General features: G+C 69.8%; 14 protein-coding genes and 5 pseudogenes. 11 read left to right on the top strand and 8 right to left on the bottom strand.

Features of this window, described 5'->3' with window-relative positions; genetic code table 11:
* Positions 1-174 precede the first annotated feature (174 nt).
* A complete protein-coding gene (locus JN350_RS13045; RefSeq protein WP_111083966.1) occupies positions 175-1,101 on the top strand; it encodes a heme o synthase in 927 nt (308 codons plus the stop codon).
* A gap of 285 nt (positions 1,102-1,386) precedes the next feature.
* Here the strand turns inward: JN350_RS13045 and JN350_RS13040 are convergent, their stop codons facing one another.
* Positions 1,387-2,313, bottom strand: a complete 927-nt coding sequence (locus tag JN350_RS13040; protein WP_240347320.1) for a COX15/CtaA family protein — start codon at positions 2,311-2,313, stop codon at positions 1,387-1,389.
* 301 nt (positions 2,314-2,614) lie between these two features.
* Here JN350_RS13040 and sufB point away from each other — a divergent pair, with 301 nt between their 5' ends.
* The 5 genes and pseudogenes from sufB to JN350_RS13015 all read left to right on the top strand — a co-directional run bounded on the left by sufB (position 2,615) and on the right by JN350_RS13015 (position 6,805).
* Complete coding sequence (sufB, locus tag JN350_RS13035) at positions 2,615-4,033, top strand: Fe-S cluster assembly protein SufB (protein WP_111083968.1); 1,419 nt, start codon at positions 2,615-2,617, stop codon at positions 4,031-4,033.
* A 23-nt stretch (positions 4,034-4,056) separates the two neighbouring features.
* Positions 4,057-5,297 (top strand): annotated as a pseudogene (gene sufD / locus JN350_RS13030) (Fe-S cluster assembly protein SufD).
* Positions 5,297-5,623, top strand: a complete 327-nt coding sequence (locus JN350_RS13025; protein ID WP_111083970.1) for a non-heme iron oxygenase ferredoxin subunit — start codon at positions 5,297-5,299, stop codon at positions 5,621-5,623. Before sufD ends, JN350_RS13025 begins: the two are co-directional and overlap by 1 nt.
* A 70-nt stretch (positions 5,624-5,693) precedes the next feature.
* The gene (gene sufC / locus JN350_RS13020; RefSeq protein ID WP_111083971.1) at positions 5,694-6,476 is read left to right on the top strand and encodes a Fe-S cluster assembly ATPase SufC; all 783 of its coding nucleotides are present in this window, start codon (positions 5,694-5,696) and stop codon (positions 6,474-6,476) included.
* On the top strand, positions 6,476-6,805 hold the full coding sequence (locus tag JN350_RS13015) for a metal-sulfur cluster assembly factor (RefSeq protein WP_111083972.1): 330 nt from the start codon (positions 6,476-6,478) through the stop codon (positions 6,803-6,805). Before sufC ends, JN350_RS13015 begins: the two co-directional genes overlap by 1 nt.
* A gap of 336 nt (positions 6,806-7,141) precedes the next feature.
* Here the strand turns inward: JN350_RS13015 and JN350_RS13010 are convergent, their stop codons facing one another.
* Positions 7,142-7,741, bottom strand: a complete 600-nt coding sequence (locus tag JN350_RS13010) for a biotin transporter BioY (RefSeq protein WP_123294377.1) — start codon at positions 7,739-7,741, stop codon at positions 7,142-7,144.
* 115 nt (positions 7,742-7,856) lie between these two features.
* Here JN350_RS13010 and JN350_RS13005 point away from each other — a divergent pair.
* A pseudogene (locus JN350_RS13005) lies at positions 7,857-9,455 on the top strand (ABC-F family ATP-binding cassette domain-containing protein).
* Between the two features lie 329 nt (positions 9,456-9,784).
* Here the strand turns inward: JN350_RS13005 and JN350_RS13000 are convergent.
* The 3 genes and pseudogenes from JN350_RS13000 to JN350_RS12990 form a co-directional block, all read right to left on the bottom strand.
* A pseudogene (locus JN350_RS13000) lies at positions 9,785-10,545 on the bottom strand (SURF1 family cytochrome oxidase biogenesis protein).
* A 215-nt stretch (positions 10,546-10,760) separates the two neighbouring features.
* Complete coding sequence (locus tag JN350_RS12995) at positions 10,761-11,069, bottom strand: hypothetical protein (RefSeq protein ID WP_461963027.1); 309 nt, start codon at positions 11,067-11,069, stop codon at positions 10,761-10,763.
* Positions 11,069-11,491 (bottom strand): DUF3099 domain-containing protein, encoded by a 423-nt coding sequence (locus JN350_RS12990; RefSeq protein WP_205462463.1) that lies wholly within the window; start codon positions 11,489-11,491, stop codon positions 11,069-11,071. Before JN350_RS12990 ends, JN350_RS12995 begins: the two co-directional genes overlap by 1 nt.
* A gap of 185 nt (positions 11,492-11,676) precedes the next feature.
* On the opposite strand from JN350_RS12990, the gene fabG reads away from it, so the two are divergent.
* On the top strand, positions 11,677-12,369 hold the full coding sequence (fabG, locus tag JN350_RS12985; RefSeq protein ID WP_240347735.1) for a 3-oxoacyl-ACP reductase FabG: 693 nt from the start codon (positions 11,677-11,679) through the stop codon (positions 12,367-12,369).
* Between the two features lie 127 nt (positions 12,370-12,496).
* Here fabG and serB read toward each other — a convergent pair whose 3' ends face one another.
* Together serB and glgC are read right to left on the bottom strand one after the other, a co-directional pair.
* Positions 12,497-13,135, bottom strand: coding sequence for a phosphoserine phosphatase SerB (gene serB / locus JN350_RS12980; protein WP_205462462.1), 639 nt, complete (start codon positions 13,133-13,135; stop codon positions 12,497-12,499).
* Positions 13,136-13,216: 81 nt separating this feature from the next.
* Positions 13,217-14,456 (bottom strand): annotated as a pseudogene (glgC, locus tag JN350_RS12975) (glucose-1-phosphate adenylyltransferase).
* 47 nt (positions 14,457-14,503) lie between these two features.
* On the opposite strand from glgC, the gene glgA reads away from it, so the two are divergent.
* From glgA to JN350_RS12960, 3 genes are all read left to right on the top strand, one after another.
* Positions 14,504-15,703, top strand: a complete 1,200-nt coding sequence (gene glgA, locus JN350_RS12970) for a glycogen synthase (RefSeq protein ID WP_205462461.1) — start codon at positions 14,504-14,506, stop codon at positions 15,701-15,703.
* Between the two features lie 9 nt (positions 15,704-15,712).
* A complete protein-coding gene (locus JN350_RS12965) occupies positions 15,713-16,495 on the top strand; it encodes an ABC transporter ATP-binding protein (protein WP_111083979.1) in 783 nt (260 codons plus the stop codon).
* A gap of 108 nt (positions 16,496-16,603) precedes the next feature.
* The gene (locus JN350_RS12960) at positions 16,604-16,852 is read left to right on the top strand and encodes a type B 50S ribosomal protein L31 (RefSeq protein ID WP_017887280.1); all 249 of its coding nucleotides are present in this window, start codon (positions 16,604-16,606) and stop codon (positions 16,850-16,852) included.
* A gap of 76 nt (positions 16,853-16,928) precedes the next feature.
* Here JN350_RS12960 and JN350_RS12955 read toward each other — a convergent pair.
* Positions 16,929-17,671, bottom strand: a pseudogene (locus tag JN350_RS12955) (exonuclease domain-containing protein).
* Positions 17,672-17,713 lie beyond the last annotated feature (42 nt).

The following is a 17,713-nucleotide window of genomic DNA, read 5'->3' as shown; positions in this document are numbered from 1 at the left end:
TCCGTCGCCGTGACCGGGATGGGCGAGCGGGGCATCATCGCGGCGCTTCCATCACGTAAACTGTCGACGACCCGTGGACATTCCGGGTCAGCGCATGCCCGGACGCCGCCGCAGTCGTCCACCGAGTGTGCGAGCTGATGCGAACAGACTGAGGTTCCCTTGCCGACTGCCACCGTGACCAGGCCCGACACCGATCGACCCCGATCGACGCTGTCCCGCAAGGTCCGTGCGTACGTCTCGTTGACCAAACCGCGGGTCATGGAGCTGCTGCTCGTGACCACCGCGCCGACCATGTTCCTGGCCGAGCGTGGTGTGCCGGACCTCTGGCTCGTGTTCTGGACGATGCTCGGCGGCGCGATGTCCGCCGGTTCGGCGTCGGCCTTCAACTGCTACATCGACCGTGACATCGACCGCCTGATGAAGCGGACGAGCACCCGCCCGCTGGTGACCGGTGAGCTCTCGGACCGCGAAGCCCTCGTGTTCTCGTGGATCCTCGGTGTCCTGTCGACGGCGGTGCTCGGGTTCCTGGTGAACTGGCTCGCCGCGGCCCTGAGCGTCATCGCGATCCTCATCTACGTGTTCGTCTACACGCTGTGGCTCAAGCGCCGCACCCCGCAGAACATCGTGTGGGGCGGCTCGGCCGGCTGCATGCCCGTGCTCATCGGCTGGGCGGGCGTCACCGGGTCGCTCACCTGGGCCCCGGTCATCCTGTTCATGGTGATCTTCCTCTGGACGCCGCCGCACTACTGGCCGCTGTCGATGAAGTACCGCGACGACTACGACGCCGCCGACGTCCCGATGCTCGCCGTGGTCCGCGGTCGCACCGTGGTCGGCCTGCAGGTCGTGCTCTACGCCTGGGCGACGCTCGTCTGCTCGCTCCTGCTCATCCCCGTTGCGCACATGGGCCCGCTGTACACCGTGGTCGCACTGGCCGGTGGCATCTGGTTCGTCGTCGAGTCGCACCGGCTGTACTCGCGGGCGATCCAGCACGTCGAGCACGTGCAGCCGATGCGGGTGTTCCACAGCTCGATCACCTACCTGACGCTGCTGTTCATCGCCGTGGGCATCGACCCGCTGCTGCCGCAGGTCTTCACCTTCTAGGCGCTGCGCGCCGCGCCGGGCGACGCCGTACGACGTCCTCGGTGTCGTGCGACGTCGCCTTCGTCGTTCCGGGTCGGCGCACGACCGGGCGCGGCTGTGGACGTGCGCGCGGGCGGACGGGAGGCGCGGGGCGGGGCCGCCACGGGCCTCCCGTCCGCAGCGTGCGAGCCCTGGCCGCGGGGCGGACGCACGCACCCGGTGCACGCGCAACGAACGACACCCCACGAGTCGATCGACTCGTGGGGTGTCGTAGAACCGGTGTCGCGCGCGCGACGCGCCCGGGCGTCAGGCTGCGTCGAGTGGTTCGCGCACGGCTTCGCGACAGGCGCTGGCGCGCGTGGCGAGCACGACCGCCGTGGTGGCCCCGACGAGCAGTCCGGCGAGCACCATGTGCGTGCCCACCAGCCCGACGGGCAGACCGGTGCGGGCCTGGGTCAGGCCGACGGCGATCTGCAGGGACTCGACGACGAGCAGCAACAGCGCCCACTTGCTCGAGATCGGGAGCCGGACTGCGCCGACGACGAGCACGAGGGTCAGCGCGAACAGGGCGTACGCGGGCCAGGCGTGCACGTGTTCCATGACCGCGGGGTCGAAGCCCGTGCGGTGCAGCATCCCGCCGTCGACCGCTTCGTCGGCGCCGGCGTGCGGGCCGCTGCCGGTCGTCAGGATGCCGACGAGCACGGTGACCACGACGGCGGCGACGGTGCCGCGGACGACGCCGGTGTACCAGCCGGGCACGAGGCGGTGGCTGGTGCGGGGCCCGTGCATCGTCCGGTAGACCAGGGCCGCGGTGACCGATGTCAGGGCGGCGGACACGACGAAGTGCAGCCCGACGACGAACGGGTTGAGGTTCGTGAGCACGCTGAGCCCACCGATGACGGCCTGGACCGGGATCGCGACGCCCTGAGCGAACGCGAGCCAGAAGAGTTCGGGGCGCGTGCGGAGCATCCGGACGACCGCCAGGAACATGGCGATCGCCACGATGACGAGCACGAAGGTGAGCAGTCGGTTGCCGAACTCGATGATCCCGTGGATGCCCATCTCGGGTGTCGAGACCAGTGAATCGGCCGTGCACTTGGGCCAGGTGGGGCATCCGAGGCCCGACGCGGTCAGGCGGACGAGGCCGCCGGTGCCGATCAACACCACCTCGACCACGAACGAGGCCCACGCCAGCGCGATGACCCGGCGGTCGACGACCCGGGGAGCGACCACCACCGTGCGGTCCGGAGATCCTGGTCGACGGGGGTCCGACGCGAGTCACGAGGGTGGTGCCTTCCTGTTGTTCCGTGCAGTGAACCTGTAGGATTCGAGGGTTCAGCAGCAGTCAAGTCTAGGCAGGCGCCGGCTCCGAATGGGCCGAGATCGCCGATCGATCCAGGGACTGCGTGGAACCATTGTCGTTGCGAGGGAGCAGCACCGTGTCCGCCTGTCGGCGGTCTGCGGTGGAATGGCGTCCAGACGCCACGGGTTCACACCTGAAGACGCTGCCCCGCGAGAAGGAAACGAGGAGACCATGTCCGACGTGCTCATCGACCGTCCCGAGCTCGAAGGGCTCGGGCAATACGAGTTCGGCTGGTCCGACTCCGACTCGGCCGGGGCCTCGGCCCGCCGTGGGGTCTCGGACGAGGTCGTCACCGACATCTCGAACCTCAAGCACGAGCCCGAGTGGATGCTCAAGAACCGGCTCAAGGGCCTGCAGCTCTTCGGCCGCAAGCCGATGCCGACGTGGGGTGCCGACCTGACGGGCATCGACTTCGACAACATCAAGTACTTCGTGCGCTCGACCGAGAAGCAGGCGCAGTCGTGGGAGGACCTCCCCGAGGACATCCGCGCGACCTACGAGAAGCTCGGCATCCCCGAGGCCGAGCGCCAGCGACTCGTCGCCGGTGTCGCCGCGCAGTACGAGTCCGAGGTCGTGTACCACCAGATCCGCGAGGACCTGGAGCAGCAGGGTGTCATCTTCATGGACACCGACACCGCGCTCCGCGAGCACCCCGAGCTCTTCCAGGAGTACTTCGGCACCGTGATCCCGGCCGGCGACAACAAGTTCGCCGCGCTGAACACGGCCGTGTGGTCGGGCGGCTCGTTCGTCTACGTCCCCAAGGGCGTCCACGTCGAGATCCCGCTCCAGGCCTACTTCCGGATCAACACCGAGAACATGGGTCAGTTCGAGCGGACGCTGATCATCGCGGACGAGGACTCCTACGTCCACTACATCGAGGGCTGCACCGCCCCGATCTACAAGTCGGACTCGCTGCACTCGGCCGTCGTCGAGATCATCGTGAAGAAGAACGCCCGCGTTCGCTACACGACGATCCAGAACTGGTCGAACAACGTCTACAACCTCGTGACCAAGCGTGCGATCGCGCACGAGGGCGCCACGATGGAGTGGATCGACGGCAACATCGGCTCCAAGGTGACGATGAAGTACCCGTCGATCTACCTCGCCGGTGAGCACGCCAAGGGCGAGACCCTGTCCGTCGCGTTCGCCGGCCCCGGCCAGCACCAGGACGCCGGCGCGAAGATGATCCACATGGCGCCGTACACGACGTCGTCGATCGTCTCGAAGTCGATCGCCCGTGGCGGCGGTCGTGCGGGCTACCGCGGCGAGGTCCGGGTCGACCCGGCGGCGCACCACGCAGCGAACACCGTGCGGTGTGACGCGTTGCTCGTCGACACGATCAGCCGGAGCGACACGTACCCGGCGATCGACATCCGCGTCGACGACGTCCAGCTCGGGCACGAGGCCACGGTCTCGCGCGTGAGCGAGGAGCAGCTGTTCTACCTGATGTCCCGCGGCATGGCCGAGGACGAAGCGATGGCGATGATCGTCCGTGGCTTCATCGAGCCGATCGCCCGCGAGCTCCCGATGGAGTACGCGCTCGAACTCAACAAGCTCATCGAGATGAGCATGGAAGGATCCGTCGGCTAGATGTCCAGCACCACCCTCCCCACATCGACCAGCCGATCGAGCCCGCGGCACCCGCCCAGGGTGCCGAACAGCACGGCGCCGGAGCGCACTCCGACGGCGGCTGGGACGCCCCCGACAAGAAGATCCCGGTCCAGACCCGCTCCGAGCGGTTCCAGTCCGGCGACCTCGAGGCGTTCCCGACCGTCACCGGCCGAGAGGTCAACTGGAAGTTCGCGCCCCTGGCGAAGCTCCAGCCGCTCCTCGACGGCGGTCTCGACGGATCCGCCTACCGCTTCTTCGCCCGCCAGTCCGACGGTGCCGACGTCGAGTGGGGTCGCAGCGACGACCCCCGCGTCGGGACCGCCGGTCTGCCCGAGGACCGTGCAGCGGCCGCTGCGTGGACGGCGCGCGACGCCGTCCTCGCCGTCACCGTCACGGCGACCGAGGCGCACGAGTTCATCACCATCACGCGTTCCGACTTCGGCACGCAGCCCCGCGCGGCGCACACGGTCATCACGGCCGAGCCGCACGCCCAGGGCATCGTCGTGCTCGACAACCGCGGCAGCGCACTGCTCAGCGAGAACATCGAGATCGTCGTGCAGGACGGTGCGCGCCTGACCGTCGTCAGCCTGCAGGACTGGGACGACGACGCGGTGCACGTCTCGACGCACTTCGCCGAGGTCGGCCGCGACGCCTTCCTGAAGCACGTCGTGGTCTCGCTCGGCGGCGACGTCATCCGGGTCAACCCTCGACGCACCTCGGTGCGCAGGGCGCCGACACCGAGATGTACGGCGTGTACTTCGCCGACGCCGGTCAGTACATCGAGCAGCAGGTCTACGTGAACCACGACGCGCCGAACACGCGCGGTCGGGTCAACTACAAGGGTGCGCTGCAGGGCAAGGGCGCGCACACCGTGTGGATCGGTGACGTGCTCATCGGTCGCGCCGGTGACGGCACCGACTCGTACGAGCAGAACCGCAACCTCGTGCTGACCGACGGCACCCGTGCCGACAGCATCCCGAACCTCGAGATCGAGACGGGCAACATCGAGGGCGCCGGCCACGCGAGTGCGACCGGTCGCTTCGACGACGAGCAGCTGTTCTACCTGCAGGCCCGCGGCATCCCCGAGGAAGAAGCGCGTCGGCTCGTCGTGCTCGGCTTCCTGGTCGAGGTCATCCAGAAGATCGGTGCGCCCGAGCTCGAGGAACGACTCATCGCCGCGGTCGAGCAGGAGCTCGCCGAGGGCCGCTCGGTGATCGTCGCGCCGGCGGAGGCCGACGCCTGATGCCCACGAAGGTCTGCGCGGAGTCCGAGATCGCGGTGGACAGCCCCATGCGCGCCGTCGTCGACGGCACCGCGGTGGCCATCGTGAAGGACTCGTCCGGCACCGTGCACGCCATCGGCGACACCTGCACCCACGGGGACATCTCGCTGGCCGAGGGGTTCATCGAGGGGGACACGCTCGAGTGCTGGGCCCACGGCTCCCGCTTCTCGCTCGCCACGGGGAAGCCGCAGAACTTCCCGGCGTACGAACCCGTCCCGGTGTTCCGGGTCGAGGTGCGCGAGGGCGACGTCTACGTCGACGTGCACGACCCCGTCCCCGTCGACTGACACCGCCGCCCGGCCCCACACTTTCCGCGGCCCGTCCGCGACACGACAGAAAACCGAAGGAACCCACGCAATGTCCACTCTGGAAATCCGCGACCTCCAGGTCTCGATCGACACCGATCAGGGCACCAAGGAGATCCTCAAGGGTGTCGACCTCACGATCAACGAGGGCGAGATCCACGCGATCATGGGGCCGAACGGCTCCGGCAAGTCCACGCTGGCGTACACGATCGCCGGTCACCCCCGGTACAACGTCGTCGGTGGGTCGATCACCCTCGACGGCGAGGACGTCCTCGCGATGAGCGTCGACGAGCGCGCCCGTGCCGGCATGTTCCTGGCGATGCAGTACCCGGTCGAGATCCCCGGCGTGACGGTGTCGAACTTCCTCCGCACCGCCAAGACGGCGATCGACGGCGAGGCCCCGGCCCTGCGCGGTTGGATCAAGGAGCTCCGCCAGTCGATGGCCGACCTCAAGATGGACTCGTCGTTCGCCGAGCGCAACGTCAACGAGGGCTTCTCCGGTGGCGAGAAGAAGCGCCACGAGATCATGCAGCTCGAGCTCCTCAAGCCCCGCTTCGCCGTGCTCGACGAGACCGACTCCGGCCTCGACGTCGACGCGCTGAAGATCGTGTCCGAGGGCGTGAACCGCGCCAAGGCCGCGACCGGCCTGGGCGTGCTGCTCATCACGCACTACACGCGCATCCTGCGCTACATCAAGCCGGACTTCGTGCACGTGTTCGTCGCGGGCAAGGTCGCCGAGCAGGGCGGCCCGGAGCTCGCCGACCGCCTCGAGAACGAGGGCTACGACCGCTACGTGCAGGCTGCGGCCGCGTCCGCCGCTGAGGCGCAGGCCTGATGATCGCGGCACTCGCCCCGGAGAAGTTCGACGAGGTCGTCGAGGGTCTGAAAGAGGTCCAGGACCCGGAGCTCGGCGTCAACATCGTCGACCTCGGCCTGATCTACGACCTGGCCTGGGACGACGAGGCCTCGGCGCTCGTGATCAGCATGACGCTGACCAGTGCCGGCTGCCCGCTCACCGACGTCATCGAGGGCGACACCGCGAACGCCCTCGACGGCATCGTGGACGCCTTCCGCATCAACTGGGTCTGGATGCCGCCGTGGGGTCCGGAGCGGATCACCGACGACGGGCGCGAGATGATGCGCGCGCTCGGGTTCGCGATCTAGTCGCGACCACACCGCAGACGGGAGGCCCGGTGCCAGCTGGCACCGGGCCTCCCGTCTGTCCGTGGTGGCGCCACGCGCGGGGCGCGCCGCCGAGCGGTCGCGACCGCCCGCTTGCGTCCGCCGACTGGTCACGTTCTGTCGGCCGACCGCGCTCCAGGCGGCTGATCGCGACCACTCGGTCTCGGGGCGACGGGGAGTCGTGACCGAACGACGCCTCCCGCAGGCGGCGTGTCCTGCGACTCGGCGAGCCGCACGGACCGCACCGGCAGCCCCGCCGCGCATCGGACGCAGAACGGCCCCGCACCGATCGGTGCGGGGCCGTTGTCGTGCGACGGGTCAGCGGCGGCCGAGCGCCTTCCACGCGAGCGGCACGATGCCCGCGGCGATGAGCGCCTTCGCGATCCCACCGACGATGAACGGGTACAGGCCGGCGGCGAGCACCGACTGCAGGTCGTTGGGTGCGCCGAGCTGCCCGAGCACGACCGCCAGGTACGGCAGGCCGGTCACGAACGGGATGGCGCTCGCGAGCAGCATCGCCACCGCGGCGCGCCCGAAGTGACGGTCCCAGTTGCGGCGGGCGAGCCAGCCGACGACGCCCGCGGCGGGGATGAACCCGATGACGTATCCGAAGCTCGGCACGGCCAGGGCCTGCAGGCCGCCGGTCATGTCGGCGAAGAACGGTGCACCCGCGAGGCCGGCGACGGCGTAGACGAGCAGCGAGAGCATGCCGCGGCGGGCACCCAGGGTCGCGCCGACGAGTACGACGGCGAGCGTCTGCCCGGTGATCGGGACCGGCCACATCGGGACCTCGAGCTGTGCCATCGCGGCGGTGAACAGGGCTCCGCCGGCGACGAGGGCGGCGTTCGTGGCCAGCCCGTGCGTCCGCAGACGGTCGGCGAGGACTGCGCGGGGAGCGAACCCGGTGGCGTTCGTCATGGATTCTCCTAGAATGGACTGCTGGTCCCGTTCGGAACCATCGGTCCCGTCAGCGTAGCGGTGCACCTCACGCACACGTCGTTGTGCAAACCCACCAACTGATTGGACGTCCACTGTGCTTGCCGTGCACGAACTCGAGATCCGCGTCGGAGCTCGTCTCCTCATGGAAGACGTGTCCTTCCGTGTCGAGAAGGGTGACAAGATCGGACTCGTCGGCCGCAACGGCGCGGGGAAGACGACGATGACCAAGGCCCTCGCGGGTGAGACGCAGCCCACCGGCGGCAAGATCGAGCGCGGTGGTGAGATCGGCTACCTGCCGCAGGACCCGCGTTCCGGCGATCCGGAGGAGACCGCGCGCAAGCGAATCCTCGACGCCCGCGGTCTCGGTGAGCTCGTGGAGGGCATCCGCCTCGCCACGCTCGACATGGCGAGTGAGGACGCGGCCGTCGCCGAGAAGGCGATGCGCCGGTACAGCCGACTCGACGACCAGTTCAACGCGCTCGGCGGCTACGCGGCCGAGGCCGAGGCTGCCTCGATCGCGTCGAACCTGAAGCTGCCGGACCGCATCCTCGACCAGCAGCTCAAGACGCTCTCCGGCGGGCAGCGTCGTCGCATCGAGCCTCGCGCGGATCCTGTTCTCGGACGCCGAGACGATGATCCTCGACGAGCCCACGAACCACCTCGACGCCGACTCGGTCGTGTGGCTGCGCGAGCACCTGAAGACCTACCCCGGTGGCGTCATCATCATCTCCCACGACGTCGAACTCGTGGACGAGGTCGTCAACCGCGTGTTCTACCTCGACGCCAATCGCCAGACCATCGACATCTACAACATGGGCTGGAAGCTGTACCAGCGGCAGCGTGTCGCGGACGAAGAGCGCCGCCGCAAGGAGCGGGCGGGCGCCGAGAAGAAGGCCGCGACGTTGAAGGACCAGGCCGCTCGGTTCGGTGCGAAGGCCTCGAAGGCCGCCGCAGCGCACCAGATGGTCGCGCGTGCCGACAAGCTGCTCGCGGGCCTCGAGGACGAGCGCGTCGCCGACCGGGTCGCCAAGATCCGCTTCCCACGCCGGCCCCGTGCGGCCGGACGCCGCTCATGGCCGAGGGGCTGTCGAAGTCCTACGGGTCGCTCGAGATCTTCGCGGGCGTCGACCTGGCGATCGACCGCGGTTCGCGCGTCGTCATCCTCGGGTTCAACGGCGCCGGCAAGACGACCCTGCTCCGCATCCTCGCGGGTGCCGACCTGCCCGACACCGGTGAGATCCAGCCCGGCCACGGTCTGCGCATCGGGTACTACGCGCAGGAGCACGAGAACATCGACGTCAACCGCACCGTGATCGAGAACATGGTGTCGGCGTCGACCGACCTCAACGAGACCGAGGCCCGTCGCGTGCTCGGGTCGTTCCTGTTCACCGGGGACGACGGCTACAAGAAGGCCGGGGTCCTGTCCGGTGGTGAGAAGACGCGTCTGTCGCTCGCGATGATCGTCGTCTCGGGCGCGAACGTGCTGCTGCTCGACGAGCCGACGAACAACCTCGACCCGGCGTCGCGCGAGGAGATCCTGAACGCCCTGGCCGGGTTCGAGGGTGCGGTCGTCCTGGTGTCGCACGACGCCGGCGCAGTCGAGGCCCTCAACCCGGAGCGCGTGCTGCTGTTGCCGGACGGCACCGAGGACCACTGGAACAAGGACTACGCGGAGCTCATCGAGCTCGCCTAGCGGGCGGTCACGACACCCCGCTCAGCTTCGCCGAGTGGTCACCATGTGTCGTCACCGGCGTCGACGGGCGACGGTTCGTGACCGCTCGGCGGCACGCGTGCGAGCGCGTCGTGACCAGCGGCCGGGCGGCGTGCGGTGGTCGACGTGACCGGAGGACGGACGGGAGGCCCGTGGCGACGCCGCCACGGGCCTCCCGTCCGCTGCCCTGTCGGTCAAGGCAACCCGCTCGCGTCCGCCGAGTGGTCACCACGTGTCGTCACCGGCGTCGACGGGCGACGGTTCCTGACCGCTCGGCGGCGCGCCCGCGGCGAGCGGCCCGGCGCAGCGCGTCAGCGGCGCGACGCGATCAGGTCGTCCTCGATCTCCGCGTCGGTCTTCGGCTTGGCGTCCTTGCGGCGCTGCCGCTCCTGGGCGCGCTCGCGTTCCTCCGGGTCGTCCTGGTTGAGGTTCCGGTACTCCTGCACCATCACGTACGCCAGGAACCCGAAGCCGCCGGCCGCGAACAGGAACCACTGGATGAAGTAGCTCAGGTGCAGGCCCGTGTCGGCAGTGGGGCGCTCCCAGCCGAGCGGGCGCGCCTCGGTCGGGGCGGGGGACTCGGAGGCGAGCTCGCCGTACGCGCCGGTCCAGATGGGGGTGTCGACCTTCTTCGCGACGTCCGCGAGCGTGACCGACTGCACCTGGTCGGTGTGCGCGGGGTCGGTGCGGCCGGGGATCCGGGGCTCGCTCTGCTGCAGCCGGACGATCGCCGTGACCTCGCCCGACGGGGGAGCGGGCACGTGGTCGGGGGCGTCCTGCGCGTTGCCGGTGGGGACCCAGCCGCGGTCGACGATGAACGCGCGGCCGTCGTCGGTGACCAGGGGGTGAGGACCTCGAAACCGGGCTGGCCGTTGTGCACGCGGTTGCGGACCAGGAGCTGTGCGTCGACGTCGTAGCGCCCGGTCACGGCGACGCGGAGCCACTCCTGCTCGTCCTGCCAGCTCGATGCCGTCGGCAGCGCCTGGTCGAGGGGGACCGGGGTGTGGTCGTAGTTCTGGGCGACCTGCTCGTTCTGGCGCACGGCTTCGTTGCGGCGGTCCCACTGCCACATGCCGAACAGGGCGCAGACGATGGCGAAGGCCACGGCGATCGCGAAGTACCCGAGCCAGCGGCGACTGCGGACGAAGTGCCAGCCGACGAAGGGCTCGTCCGGGTCCTGGGTGGGACGTTCGTCGTCCGGTGCGGATCGCCGTGCGTGGTCGGCGGCGCGCTGCAGCTTGGCTGCGTGCTTCCGGCCGTACCGGGAGTGCGGGTCGAAGTCGTCGGTCATCGACCGGTGCCGGTGGAGCGCACCCCGACGTCGTTCTTCGGCGACGCGGCCGGATCGCGTTCGTCGTCGAGCCGGTCGACGTCCTCGTGCATGCCGGTGACGCGCACCGGGAAGGTGCGGGACCGCAGGTAGTCGGCGAGGAAGTCGCGGTGTTCCTCGCACGCGGCCCAGATCTTCACGCGGTCGGCGGAGTGGATCCGCGGGTTGCGCCAGTTCACCCGCCAGGCTGCCGTGTTGGAGCAGCCGGCCCGGGAGCAGACGGGGGTCGAGCCCGGCTCGGTGTGCAGGTCGAAGGTCGCGCCCATCAGCGGTGTCCCCACATCTTCGAGCGGTCGCCGCTCCGCTGCCACTCGTCCTGCGCCTGCTGGGCCTGCTGCCGGAGGCGGTCCTGCTCGTCGCGGTAGGCCTGGGCCCGGTCCTCTTCCTGCTGCTCGCGGAGGCCCGGGTCGACTGCGTCGTAGAGCTGCATGGCACCGGCGGGCGAGATCATGTCGCTCTCGGTCCGGCTGCCGGCGTTCGCGACGATGACGGCGACCCAGGGGATCACGGCGGCGAGGACGATCGGCACGACGGCGATCCAGGAGTGCCAGATGGAGTAGACGAGCACGGCCACGACGAAGAGCACGACGCGGATCGCCATCTGCCACACGTAGCGGGACAGGCGGTGCGCCCGGTCCAGCTCCGGCGAATCCGGGAGCGTGGTGATGCTGGTGTGCGTGCTCTTCATACAGATGGTCTCCGTCTACCCGTGGTCCAGCCTAAGCCTCCGGGGCCGATCGTGGGTGCGCCGCGCGCGAACGGGCTGCGGTGCTGGCTCCGCTACGCTCGTCCGGGCGTGTCCGCCGACCCGTCGGCACCACACGACCGCACACCACCACCGAACGGAGCGACCATGAGCACCCCCGTACCGTCCTGATCACCGGCGGCAACCGCGGCATCGGCCACGCCCTCGCCGAGCGTTTCGTCGCCGCCGGGCACCGCGTCGCGGTCACGTCGCGCAGCGGACAGGGCGGACCCGAAGGGGCCCTCACCGTGCAGGCCGACATCACCGACACGGCCTCGGTGGACGCGGCCTTCACGCAGGTCGAAGCCGAGCTCGGTCCGATCGAGGTGCTCGTGGCGAACGCCGGCATCACGAACGACCAGCTGCTGCTCCGCATGTCCGAGGACGACTTCACGAGCGTCGTCGACACCAACCTGACCGGCACGTTCCGGGTCGTGAAGCGTGCCACCAAGGGCATGATGAAGGCGAAGTTCGGCCGCATCGTGCTCATGTCGAGCGTCGTCGGCGCCTACGGCCAGATCGGCCAGGTCAACTACGCGTCCTCGAAGGCCGCCCTGGTCGGCATGGCCCGCTCGATCACCCGTGAGCTCGGCTCGCGCGGCATCACCGCCAACGTCGTCGCGCCCGGGTTCATCCAGACCGACATGACGGCCGCGCTGTCCGACGAACTGCAGGCCGAGTTCAAGAAGGCGATCCCGGCGGCCCGCTACGGGACCGTCGACGACGTCGCCGACGCCACGCTGTTCCTGGCGAGCGACGGGGCCGGCTACGTCTCCGGCGCGATCATCCCGGTCGACGGTGGCCTCGGGATGGGCCACTAGCCAGCCGGCCCGGCCCGGCTGGCCGGCTGGCCGGTTGGCCGGCCCGAGTCTCGGACTGAGCGACGTTCCTCGTGCCCGTCAGCCCGAGATCGGTCGCTGCGTGCGAGTCCCGGGGAGCGTGGCGAGCTCAGCCGCGCAGTCCGAGCGTCGCGAGCACGGCGGACAGGTCGCGGTCCACGACGGCGACGTCCGCCTGCTCCCGCACGCGCGGCTTCGCGTCGAACGCCACCGACAGGGCGGCGACGAGCATCATCTCGAGGTCGTTCGCCCCGTCACCGATCGCGACGGTGCGGACCGCGTCCACGCCGTCGGCCTCGGCCCACTCCCGCAGGGCGACGGCCTTGGCGTGCGCGTCCACGACGTCGCCGAGCACACGCCCGGTCAGCACGCCGTCGGCCACCTCGAGCCGGTTCGCCCGGCAGTGGTCGAGACCGAGCTGCTCGGCGAACGGGTCGAGGACCTCGTGGAACCCGCCGGACACGACACCGACGGTCCCACCGGCGGCGTGCACGCCGCGGACGAGTTGGTCGGCGCCCCGCGTCACGCGGACCGCCTGCTGTGTGCGTCGGAAGACGTCGACCGGGAGGCCCGCCAGGGTCGCGACACGCTCCCGGAGGCTCTCGGCGAAGTCGATCTCCCCGCGCATGGCGCGCTCCGTGATCGCCGCGACCTGTGGCCGGGTGCCGGCGGTGTCGGCGAGGAGCTCGATCACCTCGTCCTCGAGGAGGGTGGAATCGGCATCGAGGACGACGAGGAAGCGGGGCACGGACCAACGGTACCGACAGACGGAGGCACGGCTCGCGTCCGTGACGCGAGCCGTGCCTCCTGACCGGTTTCCTGGGTCGTCCTACGCGTCGACGCGGACGCCCTTGCCGACCACGGTGATGCCCGACTCGGTCACGGTGAAGCCGCGGGCCTCGTCGGCCTCACGGTCGATGCCGACCTGCGCACCCGGCGCGATGACGACGTCCTTGTCCAGGATCGCCCGGTTCACGACCGAACCGGCGCCGATCGTCGCCCGCTCGAAGACGATCGAGTCGAGGACCTTCGCGCCGGAGTCGATCCCGCACCACGGGCCGATCATGCTGCGTTCGACCTGCGCGCCCGACACCAGGCAGCCGAGCGACACGAGCGAGTCGACCGTCGAGCCGGTGTTGCCGTTGGCGTCCCGCACGAACTTCGCCGGGGGCAGGTTGGTCTGCTGGTTGAAGATCGGCCAGTCCTGGTTGTACAGGTTGAACACCGGCACCGGGGCGATGAGGTCCATGTGCGCGTCGAAGAACGAGTCGATCGTCCCCACGTCGCGCCAGTAGTACTTGTCGCGGTCGGTGGACCCGGGGACCTCGTTGCGCTGCAGGTCGTAGACCCCGGCGTCGCCGCGGTCCACGAAGTCGGGGACGATGTCGCCGCCCATGTCGTGCGCGGACGACTCGACCTGGCCGTCGCGGAGCACCGCGTCGACGAGGGCGTCCGCGTTGAACACGTAGTTGCCCATCGAGGCCAGGACCTCGCCGGGGAGTCGGCGAGCCCGACCGGGTCCTTCGGCTTCTCGAGGAAGGCATCGATCTTCGTCGGGTCGTCGGCGTCCACCTGGATGACGCCGAACTGGTCGGCGAGCTCGATGGGCTGACGGATCGCCGCGACGGTGGCGCTGCGACCCGAGGCGATGTGCGCCTCGACCATCTGGTGGAAGTCCATCCGGTACACGTGGTCGGCGCCCACGACGACGACGATGTCGGGGCGCTCGTCGCGGAGCAGGTTGAGCGACTGCAGGATCGCGTCGGCCGACCCGGCGAACCAGCGCTTGCCGAGTCGCTGCTGCGCGGGGACCGACGCCACGTAGGACCCGAGCAGGCCCTCCATGCGCCAGGTCTCGGCGACGTGCCGGTCGAGACTGTGCGACTTGTACTGGGTGAGGACGACGATCTTCTGCAGACCGGAGTTCACCAGGTTCGACAGCGCGAAGTCGATGAGACGGAAGTTCCCGCCGAACGGGACTGCGGGCTTCGCCCGGTCGGCCGTGAGCGGCATGAGCCGCTTCCCTCGCCGCCAGCGAGCACGATGCCGAAGACCTTCTTTGGTGCCATGCCGCTCACAGTAGGCGTCAGCACTGGGAACCGGTTACGTTGAACCCGTGCGAGTCGATCTACTGACCAGGGAGTATCCGCCGGAGGTCTACGGCGGTGCGGGTGTCCACGTGGCCGAACTGACTGCTGCGTTGCGGTCGGGGACGGACACCGACGTCCGGGTCCGGGCCTTCGGGGCCTTCCGCGACGAAGCCGACGTCTGGGGGTACCGCACGCCGGCCGGCCTCGAGCAGGCGAACGGTGCACTGCAGGCGCTCGGCACCGACGTGGCCATCGCCGCCGACGTCGAGGGCGCCGACCTCGTGCACTCGCACACCTGGTACGCGAACTCGGCGGGCCGGATCGCGCAGTTGACCTACGGGATCCCCCACGTCGTCACGGCGCACAGCCTCGAGCCGCTCCGCCCGTGGAAGGCCGAGCAGCTCGGCGGTGGCTACCGCCTGTCGAGCTGGATGGAACGCGAGGCGTTCGAGAACGCCGACGGTGTCATCGCGGTGTCGAAGGCCATGCGCGCCGACATCCTGCGCTCCTACCCGTCGATCGACCCGGCGAAGGTGCACGTCGTCTACAACGGCATCGACATCGACGCCTGGAAGCCGCAGGTCGACGAGGACGCCGTCCGCGCCCTCGGCATCGACCCGTCGCGCCCCAGCGTCGTCTTCGTCGGTCGCATCACCCGGCAGAAGGGCCTGCCCTACCTGCTCCGCGCCGTGGCGTCGCTCCCCGAGGACGTCCAGATCGTGCTGTGCGCCGGTGCCCCGGACACCCCGGAGATCCTCGCCGAGGTCACCGGGCTGGTCGAGGGCCTGCGCGAGCAGCGCGCGGGCGTCGTGTGGATCGACCGGATGCTCGCGCACGAGGAGATCGTGAACGTGCTGTCCTCGGGCACCGTGTTCGTGTGTCCGTCGATCTACGAACCGCTCGGCATCGTGAACCTCGAGGCCATGGCGTGCGGCATCCCCGTCGTCGGGACCGGCACCGGGGGCATCCCCGAGGTCGTCGCGGACGGCTTCACCGGTCGCATCGTGCCGATCGACCAGGCGCAGGACGGCACCGGCACCCCGACCGACCCCGAGAAGTACGTGGCGGACCTGGCCGCGACCCTGGGCGAGGTGCTCGCCGACGAGGGGCTCGCGAAGCTCATGGGCCGCGCCGGACGCCTGCGCGTCGAGTCCGAGTTCACCTGGGACGCGATCGCGACGAGGACACGGCAGGTCTACGACGAGGTGCTCGGCCGGACCCCGTAGGCTGGTCGCATGCCCTCGGTCGTGCGCTTGTCAGACGTCTCCGTGGTCCGCAACGGGGCCACCATCCTCGACTCGATCTCGTGGGGGGTGCAGGACGACGAACGCTGGGTCGTGCTCGGCGCGAACGGCGCCGGCAAGACCACGCTGCTGCAGGTCGCCGGTGCCCAGACGTTCCCGACCTCGGGTGACGTCGAGGTGCTCGGCACCGAGCTGGGCGGCGCCGACCTGTTCGAGCTCCGCCCGCGCATCGGCTTCGCGTCGACCGCCCTGGCCCGTCGCATCCCGGTGACCGAGAAGGTCATCGACGTCGTTCTGACGGCCGCGTACTCGGTCACGGGTCGCTGGAACGAGGAGTACGAGGAGCTCGACGTCCGCCGTGCCCAGCGCGTGCTCGAGGAGTGGGGCCTGGGGTCGTTCACCGACCGCACCTTCGGCGAGCTGAGCGACGGCGAGCAGAAGCGCGTCCAGATCGCCCGTGCCGTCATGACCGACCCGGAGATCCTGTTCCTGGACGAACCGGCCGCCTCGCTCGACCTCGGTGCCCGTGAGAGCCTCGTCCGCACCCTCGGCGGCTACGCCCAGAGCGCCGACTCGCCGGCCATCGTGATCGTCACCCACCACGTCGAGGAGATCCCCGCCGGGTTCACCCACGCGCTGGTGCTCGCCGACGGCCACGTGCAGGCCGCCGGGCCCATCGACGAGGTCCTGACCGACCAGACCCTGACCGAGGCGTTCGGCATCGCGCTGTCCGTCACGAAGGACGCCGGTCGGTACACGGCGCGCGCGTCTTAGCGCTGCGATCGCGCCGTCCGTCTGGTAACGTTGACGGCTGGCGCAAGCCGATGACTTCCCGCGCATCTCGCGCAATCCCACCACCGCTACCGCTATCGAGGAAACTCCATGAAGACCGACACCCACCCCGAGTACCGCGCCATCGTCTTCCGTGACCTGGCCTCCGGTGAGACCTTCCTGACGCGTTCGACCGCGAACAGCGACAAGACGATCGAGCTCGACGGTGCCACCTACCCGGTGATCGACGTCGAGATCTCGTCCGCTTCGCACCCGTTCTACACGGGCAAGCAGCGCATCCTCGACTCGGCCGGTCGCGTCGAGAAGTTCAACCAGCGCTTCAAGGGCTTCTCCAAGTAGTCCTTCGGCAACAGCAGAACGGGCGGTCCTCCTTCGGGAGGACCGCCCGTTCTGCGTCGTGCGAGCGGTGCGCGGGTCAGGCGCCGTTGCGGTGCGGCCAGCGACCGTCGGCGGTGAAGGACGGGTCGCGCTTCTTGCGCATGTACTCCTGGAACGAGGTCGCCTGCTCGGCGCACCACCCGACCTGCTTGCGGTGGAGTTCCTCTGCCGAGATGCCGAGCTCGTCCTGGTACTTGCCGGCAATGGCCTGGGCGACCCGACCGGCCGCGATGGCGTCGGCACCGGCGTCGTGCGCGTCGTCGAGGGTGACGCCGTACAGCTCGGACGCCGCCTCGAGCGTGCGCTTGCCCTTGCGGAAGGTGTCGAGGGCCTTGTCGATCACGAGCGGGTCGACGACGTTGCCGATGACAGGGAGGCGAAGCCGTGCCGCTTCGCCTCGCGGTCGAGGACCGTCAGGTCGTACGGGGCGTTGTAGATCACCAGCGGGATCCCGCGGGCGAACACCGCCTCGATCGCGGCGATGATCTCGGCGACGACCTCGGCCGCGGGACGCCCCTCGGCCTGGGCGCGCTCGGTGGTGTAGCCGTGCACGGCCGCGGCGCCCTCGGGGATCGCGATGCCCGGGTCGGCGATCCACGCACCCCCGGCGATGGAGGCACCCGTCATGTCGATGAGGCCGACGTGCGCCGTGACGATCCGTGCCGTCTCGACGTCGACACCGGTGGTCTCGAGGTCGAAGACGCCGAGGGCGTGCCACCAGGGGCGTCCGGAGAGGTCCTGCGCCGGGGAGGGCGTGTCGAGCTGTGCTGTCGGATCCAGCTGTGCTGTGGGGAACGTCACGCGGTCAGGCTAACGGGACGC

Origin of the sequence: Curtobacterium sp. 24E2, assembly GCF_016925595.1 — a bacterium.
Lineage (GTDB): Bacteria > Actinomycetota > Actinomycetes > Actinomycetales > Microbacteriaceae > Curtobacterium.
The sequence above is the reverse complement of the archived record's forward strand: the minus strand, read 5'-3'. Positions and strand labels throughout refer to the sequence as shown.